Annotated in this window: 21 protein-coding genes; 12 read left to right on the top strand and 9 right to left on the bottom strand. The window is 43.1% G+C overall.

From position 1 onward, the window contains the following. Positions 1 to 202 precede the first annotated feature (202 nt). The 6 genes from FD723_RS29075 to FD723_RS29100 all read left to right on the top strand — a co-directional run bounded on the left by FD723_RS29075 (position 203) and on the right by FD723_RS29100 (position 6,912). Complete coding sequence (locus FD723_RS29075) at positions 203 to 373, top strand: chlorophyll a/b-binding protein (RefSeq protein WP_094331136.1); 171 nt, start codon at positions 203 to 205, stop codon at positions 371 to 373. Between the two features lie 461 nt (positions 374 to 834). Next, a complete protein-coding gene (locus FD723_RS29080; protein WP_179068451.1) occupies positions 835 to 1,131 on the top strand; it encodes a hypothetical protein in 297 nt (98 codons plus the stop codon). Between the two features lie 137 nt (positions 1,132 to 1,268). Then, the gene (locus FD723_RS29085) at positions 1,269 to 2,276 is read left to right on the top strand and encodes a WD40 repeat domain-containing protein (RefSeq protein ID WP_179069316.1); all 1,008 of its coding nucleotides are present in this window, start codon (positions 1,269 to 1,271) and stop codon (positions 2,274 to 2,276) included. 1,200 nt (positions 2,277 to 3,476) lie between these two features. Then, the gene (locus tag FD723_RS29090; RefSeq protein ID WP_179068452.1) at positions 3,477 to 4,529 is read left to right on the top strand and encodes a permease; all 1,053 of its coding nucleotides are present in this window, start codon (positions 3,477 to 3,479) and stop codon (positions 4,527 to 4,529) included. A 63-nt stretch (positions 4,530 to 4,592) separates the two neighbouring features. After that, a complete protein-coding gene (locus FD723_RS29095) occupies positions 4,593 to 5,366 on the top strand; it encodes a TIGR03943 family protein (protein ID WP_179068453.1) in 774 nt (257 codons plus the stop codon). Positions 5,367 to 5,412: 46 nt separating this feature from the next. Then, a complete protein-coding gene (locus FD723_RS29100; RefSeq protein ID WP_179068454.1) occupies positions 5,413 to 6,912 on the top strand; it encodes an Ig-like domain-containing protein in 1,500 nt (499 codons plus the stop codon). A 610-nt stretch (positions 6,913 to 7,522) separates the two neighbouring features. On the opposite strand, the gene FD723_RS29105 is transcribed toward FD723_RS29100, so the two are convergent. From FD723_RS29105 to FD723_RS29115, 3 genes are all read right to left on the bottom strand, one after another. After that, positions 7,523 to 8,290, bottom strand: a complete 768-nt coding sequence (locus FD723_RS29105) for a phycobilisome rod-core linker polypeptide (protein ID WP_179068455.1) — start codon at positions 8,288 to 8,290, stop codon at positions 7,523 to 7,525. Positions 8,291 to 8,721: 431 nt separating this feature from the next. Beyond that, positions 8,722 to 9,267, bottom strand: coding sequence for a hypothetical protein (locus tag FD723_RS29110; protein WP_179068456.1), 546 nt, complete (start codon positions 9,265 to 9,267; stop codon positions 8,722 to 8,724). Beyond that, a complete protein-coding gene (locus FD723_RS29115; RefSeq protein WP_179069317.1) occupies positions 9,264 to 9,881 on the bottom strand; it encodes a phycobiliprotein lyase in 618 nt (205 codons plus the stop codon). Before FD723_RS29115 ends, FD723_RS29110 begins: the two co-directional genes overlap by 4 nt. 319 nt (positions 9,882 to 10,200) lie before the next feature. Here FD723_RS29115 and FD723_RS29120 point away from each other — a divergent pair, with 319 nt between their 5' ends. From FD723_RS29120 to FD723_RS29135, 4 genes are all read left to right on the top strand, one after another. Further along, a complete protein-coding gene (locus FD723_RS29120; RefSeq protein WP_179069318.1) occupies positions 10,201 to 10,368 on the top strand; it encodes an NblA/ycf18 family protein in 168 nt (55 codons plus the stop codon). Between the two features lie 454 nt (positions 10,369 to 10,822). Then, positions 10,823 to 11,380 (top strand): bleomycin hydrolase, encoded by a 558-nt coding sequence (locus FD723_RS29125; protein WP_179068457.1) that lies wholly within the window; start codon positions 10,823 to 10,825, stop codon positions 11,378 to 11,380. An 85-nt stretch (positions 11,381 to 11,465) separates the two neighbouring features. Continuing rightward, positions 11,466 to 11,960: a bleomycin hydrolase gene (locus FD723_RS29130; RefSeq protein WP_179068458.1), complete on the top strand. Its 495-nt coding sequence runs from the start codon at positions 11,466 to 11,468 to the stop codon at positions 11,958 to 11,960. A gap of 167 nt (positions 11,961 to 12,127) precedes the next feature. Beyond that, entirely contained in the window at positions 12,128 to 12,736 is a 609-nt protein-coding gene (locus FD723_RS29135) for a HEAT repeat domain-containing protein (RefSeq protein WP_179068459.1), read from the top strand. Between the two features lie 101 nt (positions 12,737 to 12,837). Here FD723_RS29135 and FD723_RS29140 read toward each other — a convergent pair whose 3' ends face one another. Continuing rightward, positions 12,838 to 13,746 carry a HEAT repeat domain-containing protein gene (locus tag FD723_RS29140; protein ID WP_179068460.1) on the bottom strand — a complete coding sequence of 303 codons (909 nt, stop codon included), beginning with the start codon at positions 13,744 to 13,746 and terminating at the stop codon, positions 12,838 to 12,840. 28 nt (positions 13,747 to 13,774) lie between these two features. Beyond that, positions 13,775 to 14,014 carry a hypothetical protein gene (locus FD723_RS29145; RefSeq protein ID WP_179068461.1) on the bottom strand — a complete coding sequence of 80 codons (240 nt, stop codon included), beginning with the start codon at positions 14,012 to 14,014 and terminating at the stop codon, positions 13,775 to 13,777. Positions 14,015 to 14,420: 406 nt separating this feature from the next. Here FD723_RS29145 and FD723_RS29150 point away from each other — a divergent pair, with 406 nt between their 5' ends. Further along, positions 14,421 to 14,906 (top strand): hypothetical protein, encoded by a 486-nt coding sequence (locus FD723_RS29150; RefSeq protein ID WP_179068462.1) that lies wholly within the window; start codon positions 14,421 to 14,423, stop codon positions 14,904 to 14,906. Between the two features lie 275 nt (positions 14,907 to 15,181). Here the strand turns inward: FD723_RS29150 and FD723_RS29155 are convergent, their stop codons facing one another. Beyond that, positions 15,182 to 15,982, bottom strand: a complete 801-nt coding sequence (locus FD723_RS29155; protein ID WP_179068463.1) for a DUF1838 family protein — start codon at positions 15,980 to 15,982, stop codon at positions 15,182 to 15,184. A 152-nt stretch (positions 15,983 to 16,134) separates the two neighbouring features. Between FD723_RS29155 and FD723_RS29160 the strand changes: the two genes are divergently transcribed. Then, a complete protein-coding gene (locus FD723_RS29160; RefSeq protein ID WP_179068464.1) occupies positions 16,135 to 17,403 on the top strand; it encodes a HEAT repeat domain-containing protein in 1,269 nt (422 codons plus the stop codon). A gap of 140 nt (positions 17,404 to 17,543) precedes the next feature. Here FD723_RS29160 and glgA read toward each other — a convergent pair whose 3' ends face one another. The 3 genes from glgA to FD723_RS29175 form a co-directional block, all read right to left on the bottom strand. Then, positions 17,544 to 18,986 (bottom strand): glycogen synthase GlgA, encoded by a 1,443-nt coding sequence (gene glgA, locus FD723_RS29165; protein ID WP_179068465.1) that lies wholly within the window; start codon positions 18,984 to 18,986, stop codon positions 17,544 to 17,546. A 136-nt stretch (positions 18,987 to 19,122) separates the two neighbouring features. Then, positions 19,123 to 20,094 carry a hydroxymethylbilane synthase gene (gene hemC / locus FD723_RS29170; RefSeq protein ID WP_179068466.1) on the bottom strand — a complete coding sequence of 324 codons (972 nt, stop codon included), beginning with the start codon at positions 20,092 to 20,094 and terminating at the stop codon, positions 19,123 to 19,125. 1,075 nt (positions 20,095 to 21,169) lie between these two features. Then, positions 21,170 to 21,307: a hypothetical protein gene (locus tag FD723_RS29175; RefSeq protein ID WP_179068467.1), complete on the bottom strand. Its 138-nt coding sequence runs from the start codon at positions 21,305 to 21,307 to the stop codon at positions 21,170 to 21,172. Positions 21,308 to 21,423: the final 116 nt, after the last annotated feature.

Here is a 21,423-nt window from a genome sequence, read left to right on the forward strand (position 1 = left end):
AATAGTAACAATTTATTAAAAGAGCGATTGTATAGCTCCCGACTCGGAAGCTTTTGCTGAATTTCTCAAGTCATCTTGGCATTCAAGCAGTGCAATCGGTCTTATAAGTTACCAAGTGTAGGGTAAAAACCCCCACTTTCCCCGACTTCTGCCAGAAGTCTGATATCAATTCCCGTTTGCCGAAAAAAGGTTTCTAAAAAAAATGACACAGACACAACCAACGATTACACCTAAACTAGAAGAGCCGAAGTTTGGCTTTAACGAATATGCCGAACGCTTGAATGGTCGAGCCGCAATGATTGGCTTCGCTTTGCTGCTGGTGATTGAATATGTCACCAATCAAGGGGTGCTATCATGGCTGGGTCTAAAGTAGTGCCATCAACAAGCACAATTTTGAAGTTGTAAGCTAGTGGTCTGTCAAGAACTAATTGACGGATAAATTTCTAGTAGAGACGGCGATTTATCGCGTCTCTCTAACCGCCAAAATGAATTTGACAGACCACTAGTAATTAAAAGAGTTTCAACCAGTTGGAACAACCAGTTGGTTTTGACTTCAATAATTGATAGCGGAGTACTTCGCCCTAGATACTTTAATTAGACTTATTCATAAATAATTGCCCTAAAATATAAGCAAGAGAGGAATCGAAATACCTATTTTTGATGGAAATATCATAGACTTGCAACTAGCTGATGCAAGGCGATTAATGAGTAAACTTCCTCCCCTACTAAAGAAAATCATAAATTAGTGTCTGCCTTGGATGAAAAAGGCAAATTACGGGTGAGGTATTCTTGGTAAATATACACAAAAGGTGAACAGGAACCAACCAAGCTGTGATGAATGCTGTATTACCTCGTTTTTTGAAGTCAACCTACCGAAAAGAGCCAATAATCAGTGTACTAATGACGATGGGCGTTATGGATGCCCTGATTGGCGGATTAAATGATAGCTGGTCGTTGTTTGCTTTTGGTTTGGGAACGGCAGGGATAGCGCTAGGCTTTAAGTTGTGGCGTTTCCAGCAGCGTCGTCCCTTACCAGAGGAACCTGTAGTGCAACATTATTTGCCCTCTCGTTCTTCTTCTAGTACGCCTTTACCAATGTTAAGCGTTTCTAAGAAAAAACCGCCTCTTTAAGAATTTGCAGAGTTATTTGGTAATAGCTCTGCAAAATTAATTTGGGTAACTGTATCTATAAAAAGTGAGGAAAAAGAGTGAGTAGTGAGGGAAGAGGTGGCGGTAATTTTCTGCGGCCGTATATTATTTTGGCATTTATGGCAGCTGTTGCCCTTCCAGTGACTATCTGGAAAGGGTTTTACATTCATCAAGCTCATGCTGCCATTGAAGTAACGCCAAACTCCCAAGCTACTAGCAACTTTGCTAATGCCCAATTACTTTACACACTTAGAGGACATAACGGAACCGTCAAATCCCTCGCTTTCAGTCCAGACAGCAGAATTCTTGCGAGTGGAGGTGCAGAAAACGAGGGTATAATTCGCCTGTGGAATCCAGCAAACGGCAAAAAGTTAGGGGATATTAACAAAGCACACAAAGCAGCCATAGAATCTTTAGTGATTTCGCCAGATGGTCAAACCCTCGCTAGCTGTAGTGATGACAACACGATTAACCTCTGGAGCCTGAAAAATTTTAGATTTAGCCGCTCTTTTGTTGGACATACCAGTAACGTATTATCTTTAGCGGTGTCTCCTGATAGTAAAATTCTCATCAGTGGAGCTTTGGATGGGATTCGTCTCTGGGATTTGCTACAGCAGCGCCCTCTAGGGACTCTAGTCAGCTTTGATAATTTGATTTATACCCTGGCTATTAGTCCTGATGGGCAGACCTTGGCTAGTGGTGATAATAAGGGTGTAATCAAGCTGTGGAATTTGAGTACTGGTAAATTAATCCGTGAATCAGTAGCTCATTCTAATGCTGTTAGCGCTGTTATCTTTACGCCAGATGGAGAAACATTAGTTAGTGCTAGCCGCGATCGCACCATAAAACAGTGGAATATTAATACTGGAGAATTAGTCCGCACCTTCACAGGACATAATAACTGGGTAAATGCGATCGCTATTAATCCCGATGGACAAACCCTTGCTAGTGCCGGCAGAGATGGGATTAAATTGTGGAATTTAACTACAGGTGAGTTAATAAATACCCTGAGTGGACATACAGACTGGGTAAGTGCGATCGTTTTTAGTCCCAATGGTAAAATTCTTGCCAGTGGTGGATTTGATCGACAAATCAAGATTTGGGGGATTCCAATAAAACGTAAATAATCGCGAACACCAGATACCCTACTTCTTAAAGAATTTGAGGAACTGAATGCCGTGTGGTGGAAAATGCGTAAAAGGCGGGCAAGATGCCAACCCCACAAGATTGGGTAATTTATTTGTAGGAAGTCCCTAGCGTGCATTGGTGTCAACTTAACGTGAAAGCAAGTCTAGAACTAGCTTTTAGATTGCCTCGTTCCCAGTCTCCGACTGGGAATGCTTGTCTTTGAGGCTCCGCCTCCAATACTTTTCGGGTTTTGGGAGAAAGGGGAAGGGGTAAAGGTAAATTCAAACCCTTACCCCTTCCCCTTTAACCTTTCCCCAGATCAAAAGAGAGATTGTTGGGTTTATCCGAAAAGTATTTGCTCCGCCTCTCTTTACTGGCGGCAGAGCCACTTTTGAGTTGCATTTCCAGCCGGAGGCTGGAAACGAGGTTTTAAAGGAGTTTCAGCTTAAGTTGACACCAATGCCTAGTAGTTCGCCAAGTGAACTTGGCGGGGTAAAGGGTAAGGGGGAAGGGAGAAAGGGTTTAAATCTCTTACCCTTTTCCCTTTCCCCTTTCCCCAGTCCTCACTTAGCATTTTTGGGTTGGCAGACTACTAGCGTGTCGCAGACAAGACTTGTTTGCGCCAGGAGAGAAGAGCATCTCTCGAGTTTTAGTGATTACCGTCCAGGTTTCTAGCCTGATGGTGATTTTTAGATTGTTTGCTAAAATTTGGTCTTGCCTTTTTAGAGTTGTTATAGTAAACAATCAATCAAGGATCAGATAAAATTTTGCCAAAACAAGCCAAAATTAATGATGCTAGCAACCAAGAGCGATGTCTACGACGGGCTACACTTACCCCAAATGTTGCATAACTGTGAATACTTGATGAAAATACAGCCGAGCTAATATCTGATCCAGGAAATTACTGTAAGTATAAACATAGGGAATTTCAAATCATCTATGCAGCTACTTGCCCTCTAGAACGGAACAAATTCTGAACTTAGACAATCTTAGAAATGGTCATCGTCAGTAAATGCACTCAGGTAAAAATCACTATCTAGGCTGAAGCAAAGGTTTGTAGCGCTTAAGCGCAATTTCAAACATTGGATAACTTGCTACTTAAATAATGTTTAATTTTCCCGAACTGCTTTTGATCCCCATTTCGATAGAATGACTAGGCAGAACCCTAAAACTAAAAACCGCTTTTGACTGCGACGCCCATGAATCAATTGAACAATGGTTTTACACTATTTCTGAGTCTGCTAGTCGAGGCGATGCCTTTTTTGCTTCTTGGGGTTTTATTCTCAAGTTTGCTGCTATTTTTTGTTGATGAGCGCAAACTCGTAGAAAAAATGCCCACAAATCCGCTGCTGGGTGCTTTAGTTGGCAGCATGATCGGCTTTTTATTTCCGGTGTGTGAGTGCGGGAATGTACCGGTAGCGCGGCGGTTCCTGATTCAGGGAGTACCCACACCAGTGGCAATTGGTTTTTTGCTAGCAGCACCAACAATTAACCCAATTGTAATTTGGTCAACTTGGACAGCATTTCGAGATCAACCAGAAATAGTAGTCTTACGAGTCGTATTTTCTCTAGCAATTGCCACAATTATCGGGTATGTTTTCAGTTTTCAAAAGGACTTAAATCCGATAATTCAGCCTGCGATCGCTCGTTATATGAAGTTTAACCCACCCGCGCCGCCTGAAACCAAGCGCCGTGGTCAGCGTTACCAAGCACAAGAGGAAGCAACAGTACCGAATCTCTTGCAATCTGGGACTTATATCTTAGGAGGAAAAGCAGGTATACCTCTGCGGATAGATGCTAATTTAGTACCGTCTACCTCAGCGTCTACGACCAATAAACCGTTAGCAGCGAAATTGCGTCTAGTGGTGGATAACAGCATTCAAGAATTCCGAGAATTAGGCGGAGTCATGGTTGTAGGAAGTGCGATCGCGGCTGCGATTCAAGTCCTCGCTCCCCGTGAATTAATTCTCAGTTTGGGTGCTGGCCCCATTACCTCAATTGTGGTCATGCTGATATTAGCAGTAGTGGTGTCAATTTGTTCTACAGTTGATTCTTTCTTCGCCCTATCTTTTGCCTCAACCTTTAGCAGTGGTTCATTGTTGGCATTTCTAGTGTTTGGGCCAATGATTGACATCAAAGGTATTGGTTTGATGTTATCCATTTTTAAACCCAAAACGGTCTTTTACTTATTTGCTCTAGCAGCACAATTAACATTTGTGTTCACCCTTTTCCTGAACTTGCACGTCTTTTAAAAAATTATTAGTCATTTGTCCTTTGCTAATGACCAATGACTAATGACCAATGACTAATGACCAATGACTAACAAAACCACCAAATCTAAAATCCCAAATCTGTTACTCCCTTGGCTGGATGCTATCGCAATTACAGCTTGGGGCACTTTGATGTTGAGATATTGGTTAACTAACAAGCTGAATCTGTTGATTCACCCAAATTACATTTGGTTCGTGGTCGTGACTGGTATCAGCTTGATTATTATTGGTTTCTTCAAGATGCAGGAACTTTGGCAACGTCGTCGCCGTGATGTGACATCAAACGCCCCGCATATTAGTTTATTTCCCCCTGGTTGGGGTAGTTCTTTGTTATTGACTACGGCGATTTTAGGTTTTATCATTACGCCGCAGGTTTTTGCTAGTGACAAAGCACTTCAAAGGGGTGTAACGACTGATTTATTGGGAAGCACACGTGTCAAACCTCAAGCCTTTCGCGCTACCGTTCGCCCAGAAGAGCGATCGCTTGTAGACTGGGTGCGTACTGTCAATGTCTATCCAGAACCAGACACATATACAGGACAAAAAGTCAAAGTACAGGGATTTGTCATCCACCCGCCGGATATAGGAAAAGAATATTTGTTCTTAGCAAGATTTGTCTTAACTTGCTGTGCAGCAGATGCTTACCCTGTGGGATTGCCCGTCAAACTACAAAATAATCAAGAGGCTTATGCCGCTGATACCTGGCTGGAAGTAGAAGGACAAATGGTCACAGAAAATTTGGCAGGTAAACGCCAACTTACCATCGCCGCCACCTCCCTCAAAAAGATTCCTCAACCCCAAAATCCTTATAGTTATTAGTCATTAGTCATTAGCCCAATGCCCAATTCCCAATGCTCAATTCCCAATGACTAAATCTAAAACATTTATTCAACCACTAGATCGAATCGCGATCGCACTAATGCTACTGCTGAGTCTGCTGATTGGGTTAATCATCTTACAAGGTGATGTGGTAACTGCTCGTGTCCGGGATTTTACATGGCAAAATCAACAAATTGGGGCAGAAGATAACTCTTTCACCCTCACCTTCAGCCGCCCAATGGAAATCAAAAGTGTCGAGGATAACTTGAAAATTGAGCCACCCCTCGCAGGTAAATACAGTTGGGCAGGGCGGCGGATGGTTTATACACTGGTAACACCAGCACCTTATGGCACGAATTATAAATTGCTGTTACAAGGAGCCAAAGATAAGTTTGCGCTGCAAGAGGGTAACAATCGTCTGATACAACCCTTTACAGGTAGCTTCCGTACACGCGATCGCGTTATTCTTTACATCGGCACTGATAAAGAAGAAAAAGGGCGGTTAGTTCTTTACAACTTGACCCAAGAACAAAAAAGGGTACTTACCCCTAAAGACTTGGTAGTAATTGACTTTGAATCATTTCCTGATGGGGAGAAAATTTTATTTTCTGCTCGCGCCGCCAATAATCAAGACTTACTTTCAGCCCAAATATATACAGTGACAACAGGCGTTTCTGCTAAATCTGGACAAAAAGCAGAACCAGAAGGCAAAGTTGACCTGACTTTAGATAGTAAAGATTATCAAAACCTGAAATTTGACTTATCTCCTGATGGGCAAACTATTGTCATCCAACGGGGAAACAAAAATAATCCTGGCGACTTTGGACTCTGGTTTATGCCAGCAACTAGTGACGCTTCCGCAGAAAAACCCGTCCCGAAACGCCTCAAAAGCCAGCCAGGAGGAGACTTTATGATCACGCCTGATAGTAAAGCCGTTGCAGTTGCCCAAGGACAGGGAGCAGCGATTTTACCACTGCAAGGCGATGCAAGTAAACCTTTAGATTTTCTGCCCCAGTTTGGTTTGGTACAGGCTTTCTCTAAAGATGGCTCTCAAGCAGCAATGGTAAGGTTTAATACAGATTACACGCGAGATTTGTTTTTAGTGACAAACCAGGGTGTACAGAAACAACTAGTAAAAACAACAGGCTCAATTGTCAGTTGCCAATTTGACATCGCCTCACCTACCCTCTATTGCTTGCTGACACAGCTAGTATCCAAGGAACAATACATAGAACAGCCTTATGTGGTGGCAATTGATCTGAAAACCGGACAACAGAAACCACTGTTAGTACTGCCTCCCGCTCAAAGAAATGTGCAAATGAGTTTATCATCTGACGGTTTGGGCTTGTTATTTGACCAAGTAGTACCGCAGACAAACACCACAGCATCATTACCCCCAAACACTTTAAAAACTGATGATGGAGATACCATCGCTACCAGTAGCCTGTGGTTAATGCCTCTATTGCCCATCGCTGATGCTACGACTGTTGAAATTAAACCAGAACAACTCCCCTTCGCTGGGTTTCATCCCCGATGGCTACCTTGAGAGAATAATTCGTAAGGAACGTGGATTAAATAAGATACAAAACTTTATCCTGTCTCTAGCTTCTCTCTCCAATATATCGGCTACGGTGTACACACAAGTCGTATCTGCAAGGGTTTCAAGCTTTATAGACCCAACAAATTGTCATTACGAGCGAAGCGAAGTAATCGCATAATCTCGTAGTTAAAGCGATTGCTTGTCTACGACACGCACTTGCGTTCGCTGCGGACAGGCTTTCGGAGCGATCGCACAATCCTATTGCTGGATGACTAAACCAAGTACTAGGGGGAATTTTAAGACTTGTGTGTACACCGTAGCCTTTACAAGGAGAGGGATTGAGGATGAGGTAAGGCCCGGACATAAATTAGTATGTTATTTAATTCTTATTCCTAAGCTCATCCACGCCTGAAAATAGAACCATTTCACAGACATTAGCCATAAAAAAACCATGCCCAATGCCCAATGCCAATTAACAAGTAGCGTGCATCAGACATGGGATAGAGTCTGTTTCACTAGTTATATCTAAATGAAACTCCTACATAACCCAAGACTTATGCACGCTATAAAATAATCAATCAAGTGGATGTACTAGCCAGCCACCGACCAAAAATTGTTATTTAATTCCTGACAGTTGGCGATAAGGTACAGACTTTTCGATATCGATGTTGAATGACGAGATCCGTTGAGGAGCATTGCCAGTTGCATTGATACTTTGTGCCAAAGCCAAGAACAAAGCTGGATCGCCAGCCTTGGGCTTTTGCTCTTGTGGAATGAATCTGCGTACTTCTACCTGCCAAATGATTTGGGGGAAACCCAGTTTGGTACGGTGGTAATCTTCGTATCGCGGAGATTTGATGTTGAATGGCAACTCACCCGCAGATTGAGATGGTAGTATCCGACGGCGTTGATAAGGCACTGTGGAGTATCCAAAATTGCTCAGGTACTCTTCAGTGTTTAGTACTTCATCAACAAAGCCGACAATACCTTTGGTCGCAACTACAATTGACCAAGCGATTTTTTCCCGCTCGTTGTATGGGTCGCGTCCTAGAACCCGCTGGATTACTTGCTCAACAAAGCGATAATTATTGTTGAGGTCGTAGAAGCTTCTCTTAAAGGTATTAGAAAGCAACAACCCACGAATAAAGTCCCGCACTGTAATTTGTCCGTTACGGAGCTGAGACTCTAAATATGTTTCGCGATCGGCAGCAAAGGCATGAAAGAAAATTTGACGATATGCAGCTTCAATCAGATCGCCTAAATCTGATGGAGACAGAATATTGTCTGTATTAAAAATCCTGGGCTGTTCATCACCTGGAACTTCATAAGAAGCTACACGCTGGTTTTGACTTGAAGGTTCATATTCTAACAGAGGAATTGGCACTCTAAAGCCTCCATGTTCTTAATTAAAGTTAACAACTTTTAATCACATATTAAAGGAGTAGTTGGATCAGAACCTCAGAATTCTGATAAAATTTCACGAAACTTAACTAAGAGTGATTTTCAGGATTCGGATGAAATAATGATTAGTCTGCTAGATTCAACCATAGCTAATCAATAAAGGGAGTGGGGTTTCCAGCTTAAATAACTACGTGAATCACTAAACAAACTTATTCACATATTTTAGATTAGGAGATTCAGTTTCACCTTTTTGAACTAGAGCAATAATTTTTAACATTTAGCAAAAGAAATTAATGGGGAATGGGGAATGGGTAGGAATAAGACGGCAGTTTTCAAATAGATAAGGTACAAAATATAGGACTCAAAATCAGACATGAAGAGTTTCTACTTACTGCCCCCTGCCCTCTGCCCCCCTCAGCGACCTATCCAAAATTCCAGGGGATCTATGGTTGATTTACAGTAAGGCCAGCTACGCAAAGTTGCTTCCATTCCTGCCTCCCAGTAGGGTGGTTCCAATCCCAGTCCTAAACATAAATGAGATAGGATGCTAGCAAACTGCTCATTGTGACCAAAGTCTCCTAGATGAGCATGGGCGTATTCATGGACGACTACACCAAACCAGTCTTTAGGTGCAACTCGACCGACATCTACCAAAATAGTGATTGGGTTTGTGAGAATGTTGCATAGCCCATCTATGCCGAAGGATTGAGCTATGGGTACTGCAAAAATTTGGATGTGGCGACGCTCTTGGGGATGAAAGCACTCATGACAAAACCCTAAATAGGTGTTTATCTGAGCGTTTACGGCATTAATATTATCGCCGATCCAAGTGCAAATGGGGATGCGATCGCGCAAGTTATCAAACACATCCACCATACCCGGCTCTAGAGCAAGTCTCTGTACCAGACGCAGATAATCTTGCCCACGAGTAAAAGCGTCACTCTGGTTGAGATAATTCACCACCCCAAAACTGAATAAAACTGTCTTTTTTCCAGAACATCCGACTCTTGACTTTCTGTTACTTCTTTTGTGCTGGAAACCTCAACAGAAGCATCCATGCGGGTCTCAGTACAAAATGATGCCGTGCTAAAGCCGCCAAACCGTTTGACTGTACTGGTTCGCATTCGCATATTTGGGCTGGCAAACCAGAATCGCTCAATGGAACTCATTGTTTCGTATTCGGTTGTCAACACCAGTCCATCTTCATCATCCATGTGAAAAAGACCAACTACAGGCACTATTTCGGCGTAACCCCTTTCGCGGAGTAATTTTCCTTGCCTGGGGTTATCGCCATCAGGCACGATCGCAAATATGGTTTTCCCTTGATGATTCTCCTCACCTTCTCGATCCCAAGCCATTGTCCCTAGCCAACGCACGCGCGAACCACCTATTGAAAGGCTAGGGTCAATTTCATGGTACTGGCACAATTCTATGATTTCGGGATGGTCGGCATCGAGAGTTTCTACCTGTATATCCGATTCTCCTATCTCTGAGCGCTTGAACGCTAGATGATGAGTTGCACGTTGCGATCGCCACTTACCAGCACTTAGCTGAAAAAATTCCATTGCGTCTATCAATCTTCTGACTCCTACTTATTACTCCTGCGGACGATGTTTACCTTGTTTTTTCTTTTTAGAGTAGTTGGTATCTAAACATTCTAAACATTACAGCCATTAGCGGGTCAGCTTCAATAAATTCCCTAACAAGGGAGAAGCAGACGTGTTGTTATGTGATTGTAAACTTTTATAAGCATGATTTGTTATGACTTGACAATGTAGACGTTTTAATATCTCGATGCTAGAATATTGGAAAGCAATTTCTACGACAGCTTGCGCCTTCAAACTAGCGGTAATAAAAAATACCCTTCGATCCAGTCAATCCCAGGAGTGAATGATGGACTTCCCAATCGAACTAACTTTAGAACAACAGTTTCGCTTACAAAATTTGAAAGACCAGGTAAAAAGTTTGAGCCAAGAAGAGGCTCAGGATTTTTTGCTAGAAGTTTTACGGCAGATGATGGTAAAAGATAATTTGGTCAAACATCTCCTAAAACAAGCTTGATCGAGTAAAAAATTAAGATTTTTTCTTTTAAGACTTACGCAGTGGCAGAGTTCCATTGAAATGCGTAAGTCTTAATTTTTTGGGGACTGGGGATTGGGAATTGGAAGAGGTAGAGAGGGGGGAAACGCTTCCTTTGACGTACTCCCCGGCGTGAACACACGTAGATTTTGGAGCAATAAGTAACAAGTAATGAGTAAAAATATTTACTTGTTACTTATTACTCCAAAGCCGTGCTAGAAGCACGGGGCTTTAAACCCATTTTTTCGGTAACTTTCCCCCCTAGTCCCCAGTCCCCGAATACCCAAATTAAATATTACAGATTATTACTTTGTCTCTCATAGTAAAGACTAGGGTACTGTTGATCCCCTATGTTTTTGTTTGGCTACTCACAGTTAACCTGATCGAGAACAAGCCAAAAATAATATCCGCCATTTGTGAATATTAAGGAGAACTCATGGTTCTTGATGCTTTTTCCAGAGCTGTAATTACGGCTGATGCCAAAACCGCTCCTATCGGTGGTGCTGACTTAGCAGCCCTAAAGTCTTTCATTGCTGAAGGCAACAAGCGCCTTGATGCTGTAAATGCGATCGCCAGCAATGCTAGCTGTGCGGTTTCGGATGCGATCGCTGGGATTGCTTGTGAAAACACTGGCTTGCTTCAAGCTGGTGGTAACTTGTACCCCACTCGTCGGACTGCTGCTTGTTTACGTGATGCTGAAATCATTCTGCGCTACGTAACTTATGCACTATTGGCTGGTGATTCTTCTGTATTAGACGATCGCGCTTTGAACGGTCTGAAAGAAACCTACACAGCTTTGGGCGTACCTGCCTCTTCTTCTATACGTGCTGTTCAGATTTTGAAGGCGATCAGCGTCGCTCACATCACCAACACCAACACCGAAGCTAACGCTGGTAAGAAGTTCCGCAAACTGGATACTCCTCAAGGCGACTGCTCTGCTCTAGCTGCTGAAGCTGCTAGCTACTTCGATCGCGTTATTTCTGCTTTGAGCTAATTGCTAATCGCTAACGGCTAAAGCCTATTAGTCAAGCCAACTGAAATCACAACTCGATCAAATCTAATCTGGAGTAAAAAAAGCAATGAAATCAGTTATCACTACAGTTATTGGAGCTGCTGATGCAGCAGGTCGTTTCCCAACTACCTCTGATTTAGAATCAGTTCAAGGTAGCATTCAACGTGCTAGCGCTCGTCTAGAAGCTGCTGAAAAGCTAGCTGCTGGTATCGATAATGTAGCTAAGGAAGCTTATGATGCTGCCTTCAAGAAATATCCTTACTTGACCCAAGAAGGTGAAGCTGGCGCTACCCAAGTCAAGAAAGACAAATGCCTCCGCGACATCAAGCACTACCTACGCTTGATCAACTACAGCTTAGTTGTGGGCGGTACTGGCCCTCTGGATGAATGGGGTATTGCAGGCGCTCGTGAAGTTTATCGCTCTTTGGGTCTGCCAACCGCTCCTTATGTAACCGCGTTGACTTACACTCGCGATCGCGCTTGCTCTCCTCGTGACTTGTCTCCTCAAGCTTTGGGTGAGTTCCGCGCTCTCCTCGACTATGTAATCAACTCCCTGTCATAGTAACAAGGGTTGAATAGACGAGCGATCGTTATACTCTAAAACTCAGGGACTCTCAGTCTGTTGCTTTGCCTGTATCTGGTTGAGTGACTGACCAAGAGTCCCTCAGTTGTTAGTAATTCGTAATTCATGATTGAACTTGGGGGATTTAGACAGGAAAATTTGATTTTATGACAATAGATTCTCTATTTGAACAGTTAAAACACCCCAATCCCAATCTACGGGAACGAGCTATGTGGGAACTGGCTGATGTCCGTGATGAAAATACCATTCCTCGGCTGATGAGTATTTTGGATGAGGAAGATGTCACTTACCGTCGAGCGGCGGTAAAGGCACTGGGCGCTATTGGTACGGACGCTGTACCGCTACTGGTAGAGTCATTAATAAATAGCGATAATGCGACCATTCGGGGTAGCTGTGCTAAGGCTCTGGCACAGGTTGCTGCTAACCATCCCGATGTTCCTTTTCCAGCTGAGGGCTTACAGGGATTAAAAACGGCGCTCAATGACCAAAATCCTGTTGTTTATATTGCATCAGTGATGGCGCTGGGTGAAATTGGTTCTCCTGCCTTTGAGATTTTGACTGAAGCTCTGAAAACAATAGATAATGTGGCGGTGGCTGTAGCGATCGTCAATGCTCTTGGTTCAATGGGTGATATTCGAGGGGTGGAAGTGCTGACAGCGTTGACAAATGATGAATCTGTTGATCCTTATGTTCGTGAATCAGCAGTGAGTGCTTTACCCCGATTAGATCAGGTGATTAAGTACAAAAGAGGGTAGCGATCGCTCTTAAATACTCCTCTTCCGTCTCAATCACCTTGGGAGCAACTTCGACACTCTCAAAATGAGAGGAAGATGTCAAGTTGTAAATGTCCATTGCCCTATTCCCAAGCATCCTCCTCTAATTGTCTCTCAATTTGAGAAATCGCTAGCTTGATAACTGCCTGAACTGCTGCTTCCTCTTCGTTGGTTAATGCGGCTTGTAGGGGTTCTAAGGAAGTGCGATCGCCAATCTTCATCAATGCTAAAGCTGCTGCTTTTCGAGTTTCCCAATCGGTATGATGTAGTAACTCAACCAGATGAGGAATTGCTGGTTGATAGGTGAGACTACCCAAAGCTGCTGCTGCTTCACACCGTACAATTTCAGATGGATCGGTGAGGGCGTTAACTAAAATATTAAATGCTCCTTCTTCGTTGCCTTCTTGAGCAATTTTAGCGATCGCACCTACTACCGCCGCTCGAACTTCATCTGAGTCTGAGTTAATCTCTTGATATAAATACTCTTTGGCGTCTGCCCCAATAAACCCCAACGCCCATACCGCGTGTCCTTTAGCACTTTCTGGATACTCCGTTGACGCTAAGATTTTCAGTAATGCTGGCACAGCAGCCTCACCTATTTTGGCAAGCCCCCCCACCGCCGAGGTTTTGACCACGGTATCTTCATCATTTAACAAGGCGTTGACCAAAGTGGGAACTGCGATCGGGTCAGCAATCAGTGTCAGAGTTTTGGCGCTGGCTCTCCGTACAACTGGGTTTGGATGATTTGCCACAGCTTCCATTAATAAGGGGGTCGCTGGTTTACCGATTTTACCCAAAGCCTCTGCAAAACTCAGTCTAACCATGCCCCGTGAGTCTCCCATACTCTCAACCATTCGCTTTAGTAGCTCTTGGTCATCTGAGTTGAAGGTGTTTAAGCTTAATTGCTCACTCACTACTGCAAATAAAGCATCAGTTTCTACATGGGACAGATTTAACGAATCTACCCCGGATTGAGTTTCGGAGTTGAGCATATAACTTCTGGTTGAATTATCAAGATGACTAGTTGCTGACACTCAGCGCAGCCTGTTGATCGCGGAGTTCCTGGAGGGCAGAATCAATCTTGGCAAGTTCAGGCTCCAATTTTGCCATGACGCTTACTTTCATTAACTTAGCCCGTTTTGCTGTTTCCGTAGTTTCTTGAACTAGACGTTCCCGATATTGCTCAAGTTCTGCAATTACTTCTGCTACATCTTGGGCGGTGACGTTATTGGTTGTTGTCAATTCTGAAGTTTCATCCATAACTTTTCTTTCCTAAATACGTGTTTATATAAATGATGTGTGGTCAGTGTTACAAAGAATGTTTGTATTTGGTTACTTTTAGCTGTTACATAAAATTGAACAATTGGCAAAAAGCAACTAATCAATAGCTGATAATGTATATATTCTGATCTTCTCAGATCGCGTAACCACTGGTAAAGCTTTTTGACAGGAATCTTCAAAAATCCTCTAAAAGCCAGTGCGTAAGAACTTCCAAATAAAAAAATATCCAGTTAACTCTTGTGGGGTGGGCATCTTGCCCGCCCAGTTCATAAGGCGGGCGAGACGCCCACCCCACAATATTGGATAATTTATTTCTGGGAGTTCCCGTAAGCGTAGGACATCATAGATATCGCACTAGCATCGTGCAACAGGATAAGTCGATGTGATGAGTAGCAATCCTTGTATTCAAGCTGTGGTAGAAACTCCGTGGTATGAGGGTGAGCCATTATGGCCGTGGTCTGTTGCGGACTATAAACCGTTCTCGCACATTCAGTTATACGATGAGATGACAGATTTGGAGGTCGGGTTAATATTTGCCCAATTGGTACAATACAACGATTTAGAAAATGGTGGCAATGCCAATGATGTTCTATATCGAGTTATTGAGTCCGAGACACTGATTTTGCCAGGAGGTCTTCAAGTCAAGTCTACTGCTAATGAATTGATCTACCCCAGTTGCTGTTGTGGTCTAGAAGAGTGGCGGGAGTGGCTGGAATTTTTGACTACAGGGCGATCGCCTTGGCTCACGATCCAAGCCCCTGGTTTGAAATGGTGGATGGTTTTGTTCGTATATGGTCAGATGGAGGAATGGATTCAGCAGCCAGTGGATTTCACATTGATTTTGAGCAATCCACCTTCGAGACAGAACTGAACAGAGTGCAACAGGACTTGAGTACCTTCCTGGTAAAGATTGAGGCGTGGGCTAATGGGATAGAGTTTCCAGAACCTCGCAAGCTATCGTCTAAGTTTGACAAATGCTTCGCTATTTCACGTAAATGGCCAGAAGAATACTTAGGGACTTCCAAATAAAAAAATCCAATTAACTCCTGTGGGGTGGGCATCTTGCCCGCCCCACAATATTGGAGTTCCCTTACCAACAGCCTAACTAATTCGTAATTCGCACTAAGAATTCAATTACGAATTATTTTAAGAGGTTTCCTCAAGTGGAAAAATATCTCCCTGCAAGTAGGATTCAAAGTTTTTCTTAAAGTATTGAATGCTTGTCACATTTGGCTCATCACTTTCTGTCGGCGTGAATTCATAAATTGGTACTTTCTCCCTCACCAGTTTGACCAAACTAGGATGAAGCTGCTCAAAAGAATCTACTCTAAATATTGTGGTTTCAAATCTTAATTTCGCTGGATGAGCATATCCTAACTTCATCCAGGGCAACCAAGGACAGTCTCTCGCCCACTTAGCAGGAGGGACATCAGTTGCATCGGGTCGGCAAGTATTTGAGATAAAGTATTCAACTCCCTTAAACTTTTCTCCAGGGCAATAGTCTGAATATTTGCTATCTCCTGCTAAAGGATGCGGGTATTCTAAAGGAATTTCCATAACAGAGGTAATATATCCGCTGCCTTTGGGTATGACAAATTTCTTTGGTTTGACTGAGCCTTGGACAATGCGGTTAGCAATGTGTACTACTGGTACTGGTTGACTTGCTGTTGGTGACTTCCAAAAGTGCAAAATCTCTTGAGTATCTGGGTCACAAAATAAACCCAACTCTCTATTAATGCGATATCCGACTTCGCCGTACTCAGGATCGTGTTTGAGAAATACTTTGGTAGCATTCATCCCAATAATAGAGAACAATTTTTCTTTTGATTTTTCTGGTGTTTCTTGCCACCAAATTTCCCCAGACCAGTTGTAATAAAGCTGTAAACCATGATTTTTTCTATAAAAATCGAGGTTATTAAATTCATAGTCATCTAAATAATCACTCATATTTGTTCCTATTATTCTCAAATAGCTATGTAGACACTTTTGATGCTTCAATCAATACCCAAATAGATCCCAATCCCCAATCCCCAGTACCCAGTCCCTAGTACGATGGTAAAAGTGATCTCTAAAATTATCCAAGAGCAATTTATAGATCAATGGATAAACGTTTTTTTAAAATGTTTGGGCTAACAGAAGAAGAAGCGATCGCAATTATTGATACACCATTAGAACAACTCGAAGATGCTTCTGATAAGTATATTGCTGTTTCCCATCTAATTAACTTTCCCACAGAGCAATCGATCGCGGCTTTGGTACGGGCAATTGAAACCAGTAACCCTGATGAGTTAGACCACCGCATTGTCCGACGCAAAGCTGTGGAAAGTTTGGGGCGATTGCAAGCAGAATCAGCTTTACCTGTCATTCGGCAGTGCCTTAAAGATGATGATATTTATACTGTTGAAAATACCGTGTGGGCGATCGGGGAAATCGGCACGAAAGATCCAGAAATTCTCGAAGAAGTCTCGCAACTGCTGGATAAACCAGGTCAAATCTATCGAGTGATTATTCACACTTTAGCGAACGCTGACTATCAGCCTTCCCTAGAACGTGTACGGAAATTTACCCAAATGGAGGATGAACCTACCCGTAGTGCGGCGATCGCTACAGTTTGTCGGTTCACGGGTGATTATTCCCAAATCACTGAGGTGATGGCGCTGCTGCAAAGTTCCAGCGTCAATACACGGCGCGGTTGTATTCAAGACTTGATTGATTCTCGCTATTACAAAGCCATCCCAGAAATCGCCCGTTGTCCTGTATCTCTGGTGTTTCGCTTGCGAGGTTTGCGGATGCTTTTGGATGCAGGCGTTCCTAGTGGTGAAATTAGCTTCACAGAAATTCAACCTTACTTAGAACAAGTACTCTACGATCATCCCAACGACCTTGATTTAGTGCATGAGTATGATGCTACCCCTGTCCTAGATTTTGTAATTAATGAACTCTATGAAACCGATTTTGGACGATGTTATTTAGCGACAAAAACCTTACTAGATGTCTACCCGCAAGAAGCACCAGTAGCACTTCTAACAACTTATGGGGACAAAGCATATAACGACTATGGCGCTCATTATCATGTCATGAAACTTTTCGGCTGGCTAAAATATGCTCCCGCTTACGATTTATTAATAGAAAACCTGCACAACCGCGAACCCCAGTTTCAGAAATCTCGTGCTGCATGTGCAATCGCTCTTGCTGAATTGGGTGATTCACGAGCAATTTCTGAACTCAAAATTTGCCTAAATACGCCGATTTGGGATTTGAAATACGCTTGTTTATGGGCATTAGACCGCTTAGGAGACTCATCTGGTCGAGAAATTTGTGTTAGCGATCGCGATTGGTTAATTAGGGCGAAAGCGACGATTAATTAATAGGTCAATTTTATGCCCTGGCGACTGGAAGTCGCGGCTACACAAACTTTCGTCCGCCTCCGCGGACTAAGGAAAGATTGAGGGTTTGAAACCCACGGAGGTGGGTTTTGTCTGTGTAGACGCGGTTTCTAACCACCCTTTTATTTACTACTGGTGCTAGTGACTGTCTCGTTTAACACTAACTCTGGTTCTGGAGTCTCCTCTTCTTCTGGCAAACCGTAAATTGACCTGTACAATTTCACGTACTGTTTGGCAGATTGATACCAACTAAAGTCTTGACTCATGCCGCGTTTTTGTAGTTCTCCCCATTGCGGTTTAAAACGGAAGCCTTCCCAAGCCCGAATCATTGAGGTGAAAAGGTCTAGCGGTTCATAGCGATCGAAGCAATAACCAGTACCAGCAGCATTTTCCGGGTCGTGATGGGTTACGGTGTCAACTAATCCACCTGTGCGGCGGACAATGGGTACAGAACCGTAGCGCAAAGCCATCATTTGGCTAATACCGCATGGTTCAAAACGACTGGGCATTAAGAAGGCATCAGTGCCAGCGTAAATCCGGCGAGACAGGGCATCGTTATAAAGTAAGTAAGTTGCCATACGTCCGGGAAAACGGGATGCCAATTGCCACATCTGGGTTTCATAGTAGCGATCGCCTGTCCCCAACAACACAAACTGTGCATCTGTGTAAGATAGGAAGCGATCGAGAATTTGCAATATCAAATCAATGCCTTTTTGTTCCACTAATCGGGTAACAATCCCAATTAAAAAGGCTTTGGAGTTGACTTCTAATCCGATTTCTTGTTGCAGAGCAATTTTGTTGGCTTTGCGTTTATCTAAAGTATCAGCAGTAAAGGTTTGGACAATGTATTTGTCATTTTCTGGATTATAAACTTCGGTATCAATACCGTTGATAATCCCAGATAGTTTTCCGCTAATAAAGGACAGCAAACCTTCTAATGTTTCACCGTAAGTAGGTGTCTTGATTTGCTCGGCATAAGTGGGCGAAACTGTATTTACCTTATTGGCAAATTGCACCGCCGCCGCCATTGTGTTGTGTCCTTGCATATACCAAGGACACCAAGTAATTTTCTCTAAATACCAACGCCACGGCCCTTGATAAGCCAAATTATGAATGGTAAATACTGTGGTGATATCAGGATCTTGGTGCATCCATACAGGAATCATACCCGTATGCCAATCGTGACAGTGGATAATTTCTGGTTTCCAGTAATTCCAGGCAAACTCGGCTGCACCATTAGCAAACAAGGTGAACCGCCAGTCTTCATCATCTCCAGAATAAATATGGCGGGGTAGGAAGGCGGGATGTCCGAATAAGTACAAGGGAACATCAGTACCAGGCAAAACGCTTTCATAAACAGCAAATTCCTGGAACATCGCATATCCCCGCCAGATGGGTTCGTTGGGAATTTCCATTTTGTCTGGCAGGAAACCATAGTAAGGCAAGAATATCCGCACATCATGCCCCATTTCTCTCAGGAATTTGGGCAATGCCCCGACAACATCACCCATTCCTCCTACTTTGGCAATGGGTGCTGCCTCTGCTGCAACAAATAGAATCCGCATGGTAATTTTTGCTTCCCCGAGTCTATATTGTCAAATTAACTTTCTGAATCCCGACCAACGTGATTTGTCGCGTCTGGCACATATTTTGTGCAACGGCGATCAATTCTTATCTAATCACATTGGCTTCACTAATTGCTTAGGAACCGCGCTGAATCACCGCAAAAATTTCTGATAAAATTTCTTGCGCTCCCTGTTGCCGCAAAAGTTCTGCTAGTTCTATACCTAGTGCTTCGGCATTGTTAGCTTGACCAGTGACGGTATCTTTTACCAGCTTTTGACCGTCTATACTGGCGACGATTCCTGTTAAGGTCAAATTCTCACCAGATATTTCTGTATTTACACCTATAGGTACTTGACATCCGCCCTCTAAAGAGCGTAAAAAAGAGCGTTCAGCGAGACAGCGATCGCGTGTTTGGGGATGTTCGATCGCTTTGAGTAGAGATAGCAATTCACTATCATCAGCACGGCATTCTATCCCTAAAGCACCTTGTCCAACGGCGTGGAGGGAAATTTCTTTGGGGAGGATTTGATGTACGCGATCGCTCATTCCCAATCTTTCTAATCCTGCTGCTGCCAAAATCAGAGCATCATATTCGCCTGCATCCAGTTTTGCCAACCGTGTAATTAAATTTCCTCGGACATCCTTAAATGTAAAGTGCGGGAAATGGTGGCGTAACTGTGCTAAACGTCTCAGAGAAGACGTACCAATCACAGCACCTTCTGGCAAGGTATCGATTTGTTTATCTTTGTGTTTTTCATGCACCACTAATGCATCTGCTGGGTTTTCCCGTTCAGTAATTGCTGCCAGTGTTAACCCTTCTGGTAAATTAGTCGGCAAATCCTTGAGGGAATGAACCGCAAAGTCAATCTCCTGATTGATCATTCCGAGTTCAAGTTCTTTAGTAAAAAGTCCTTTATCGCCAATCTTTGCTAACGCTACATCCAAGATTTTATCGCCTTGGGTAGACATGGTGTGGACTTCAAAAGTGATATCAGGATAACTTTTCTGGAGTTGCTCTTGTACCCAGTAGGTCTGAACCAGAGCAAGTTGGCTTTTGCGTGAACCAATCCGAATAGTGCGTGGGGGACTAGAAACAACTGAGGTCATAAAACAATATATCAAACGAGGCGATAAATTCACTCTCATCTAGACTACCGTAGTCAGGGACTCATACAAGTTTTGGGTTTTGGATTTTGGATTTTGGATTACAATTCTTTACTAAAAGCTGGCTCGAGTTCAAGCGAATGAACAACCGCTACCTATAACAGCAGTAGCAAAACGCCTTGGGTATCCTAAGCGAGTTCTTTACAGACATTTCCCAGAGCTATGCCGAGCGATTTCAGCCGAGTATGTTAAATATATGAAAGAATCTTGTTGTATCAAACGAATCGAACAGTTTTGTGAGGAGCTAAAACAAGCTGTTAGGCAAGTTCACACTGAAAGTATTTATCCTAGTGAAGCAGCTATTTCAAGGCTATTGGCTAAACCAGTACAACACGGCGTAAATAAAATACCCATTTACAATAGCCAGAAAGCTTACAAAATAAGCATTCTTTCTTTTTACTTTTGCCTTCTCGCGCTGGGATGTTTTCACAATAAAAAATTCGCGCTGCTTTAAGGGCAGCGCGAACAGAAATTTGTTTGAGAACCATAACCTTGCCATCCTTTATTGGAATCGCAAGCTTACCTTTGCGGCAAAGTTATGGCTAAAGTCACAATGAAGCTTTTCGGTATTTTAGATTTTTAGTGGGGGTGGAGGGACTTGAACCCACACGACCTTTTACGGTCAACGGATTTTCATTCTCCCGCAGTTTTCACTGCTACCTGATGACAATAGCTTGCTCAGATTTTGAGAATTGGACTCTCCCTTTACCCTCGACTTAACGTTAGGGTAGCTCCCGTCGGGTCTCTGCACCTTCCGAACAGTTATGAGTTAGGAGTTAGGAGTTTTAAATTCACTCAGCACTCATGACTCAGGACTTTTTTCGGCTTGGCTCAGGATTGCCATGTCTGTCACCAGATTTAGGTTTCCCTGAGTTTGAGAGCTTCCACTTGAGGGATTTCTCCTTCAAGGCTCAATTATTTAAGTCCGTAGCGTCTACCATTCCGCCACACCCCCGCAGGTGTTTGGCAACTACTAGTATAACTAGTTATTTTGTAGAGGTAGCAAATACCCCCTCATCTATTCCACCATCAATTGTGTCTTTTGTCCAACTAGATTGAAAATATTTTTTCTAGATTGTGCGATCGCTTCCCAAATTTGGAAGTTTTTTGTTTTTTCGTCATCAATCTGGATGAGTTTTCGATCTTGTCTAACCAAAGCATTTGTTTGCTAGTGCGTTTTCGATAATAGCATGATATTACCTTTTGTGATGATATCCGTTAAATTGCCTACTGTAAAAGTACTCCAACCCGCCAAAGCTACGTTTTAAAATT

It is taken from the genome of Nostoc sp. C052, from assembly GCF_013393905.1.
In the GTDB taxonomy this organism is placed as follows: Bacteria; Cyanobacteriota; Cyanobacteriia; order Cyanobacteriales; family Nostocaceae; genus Nostoc.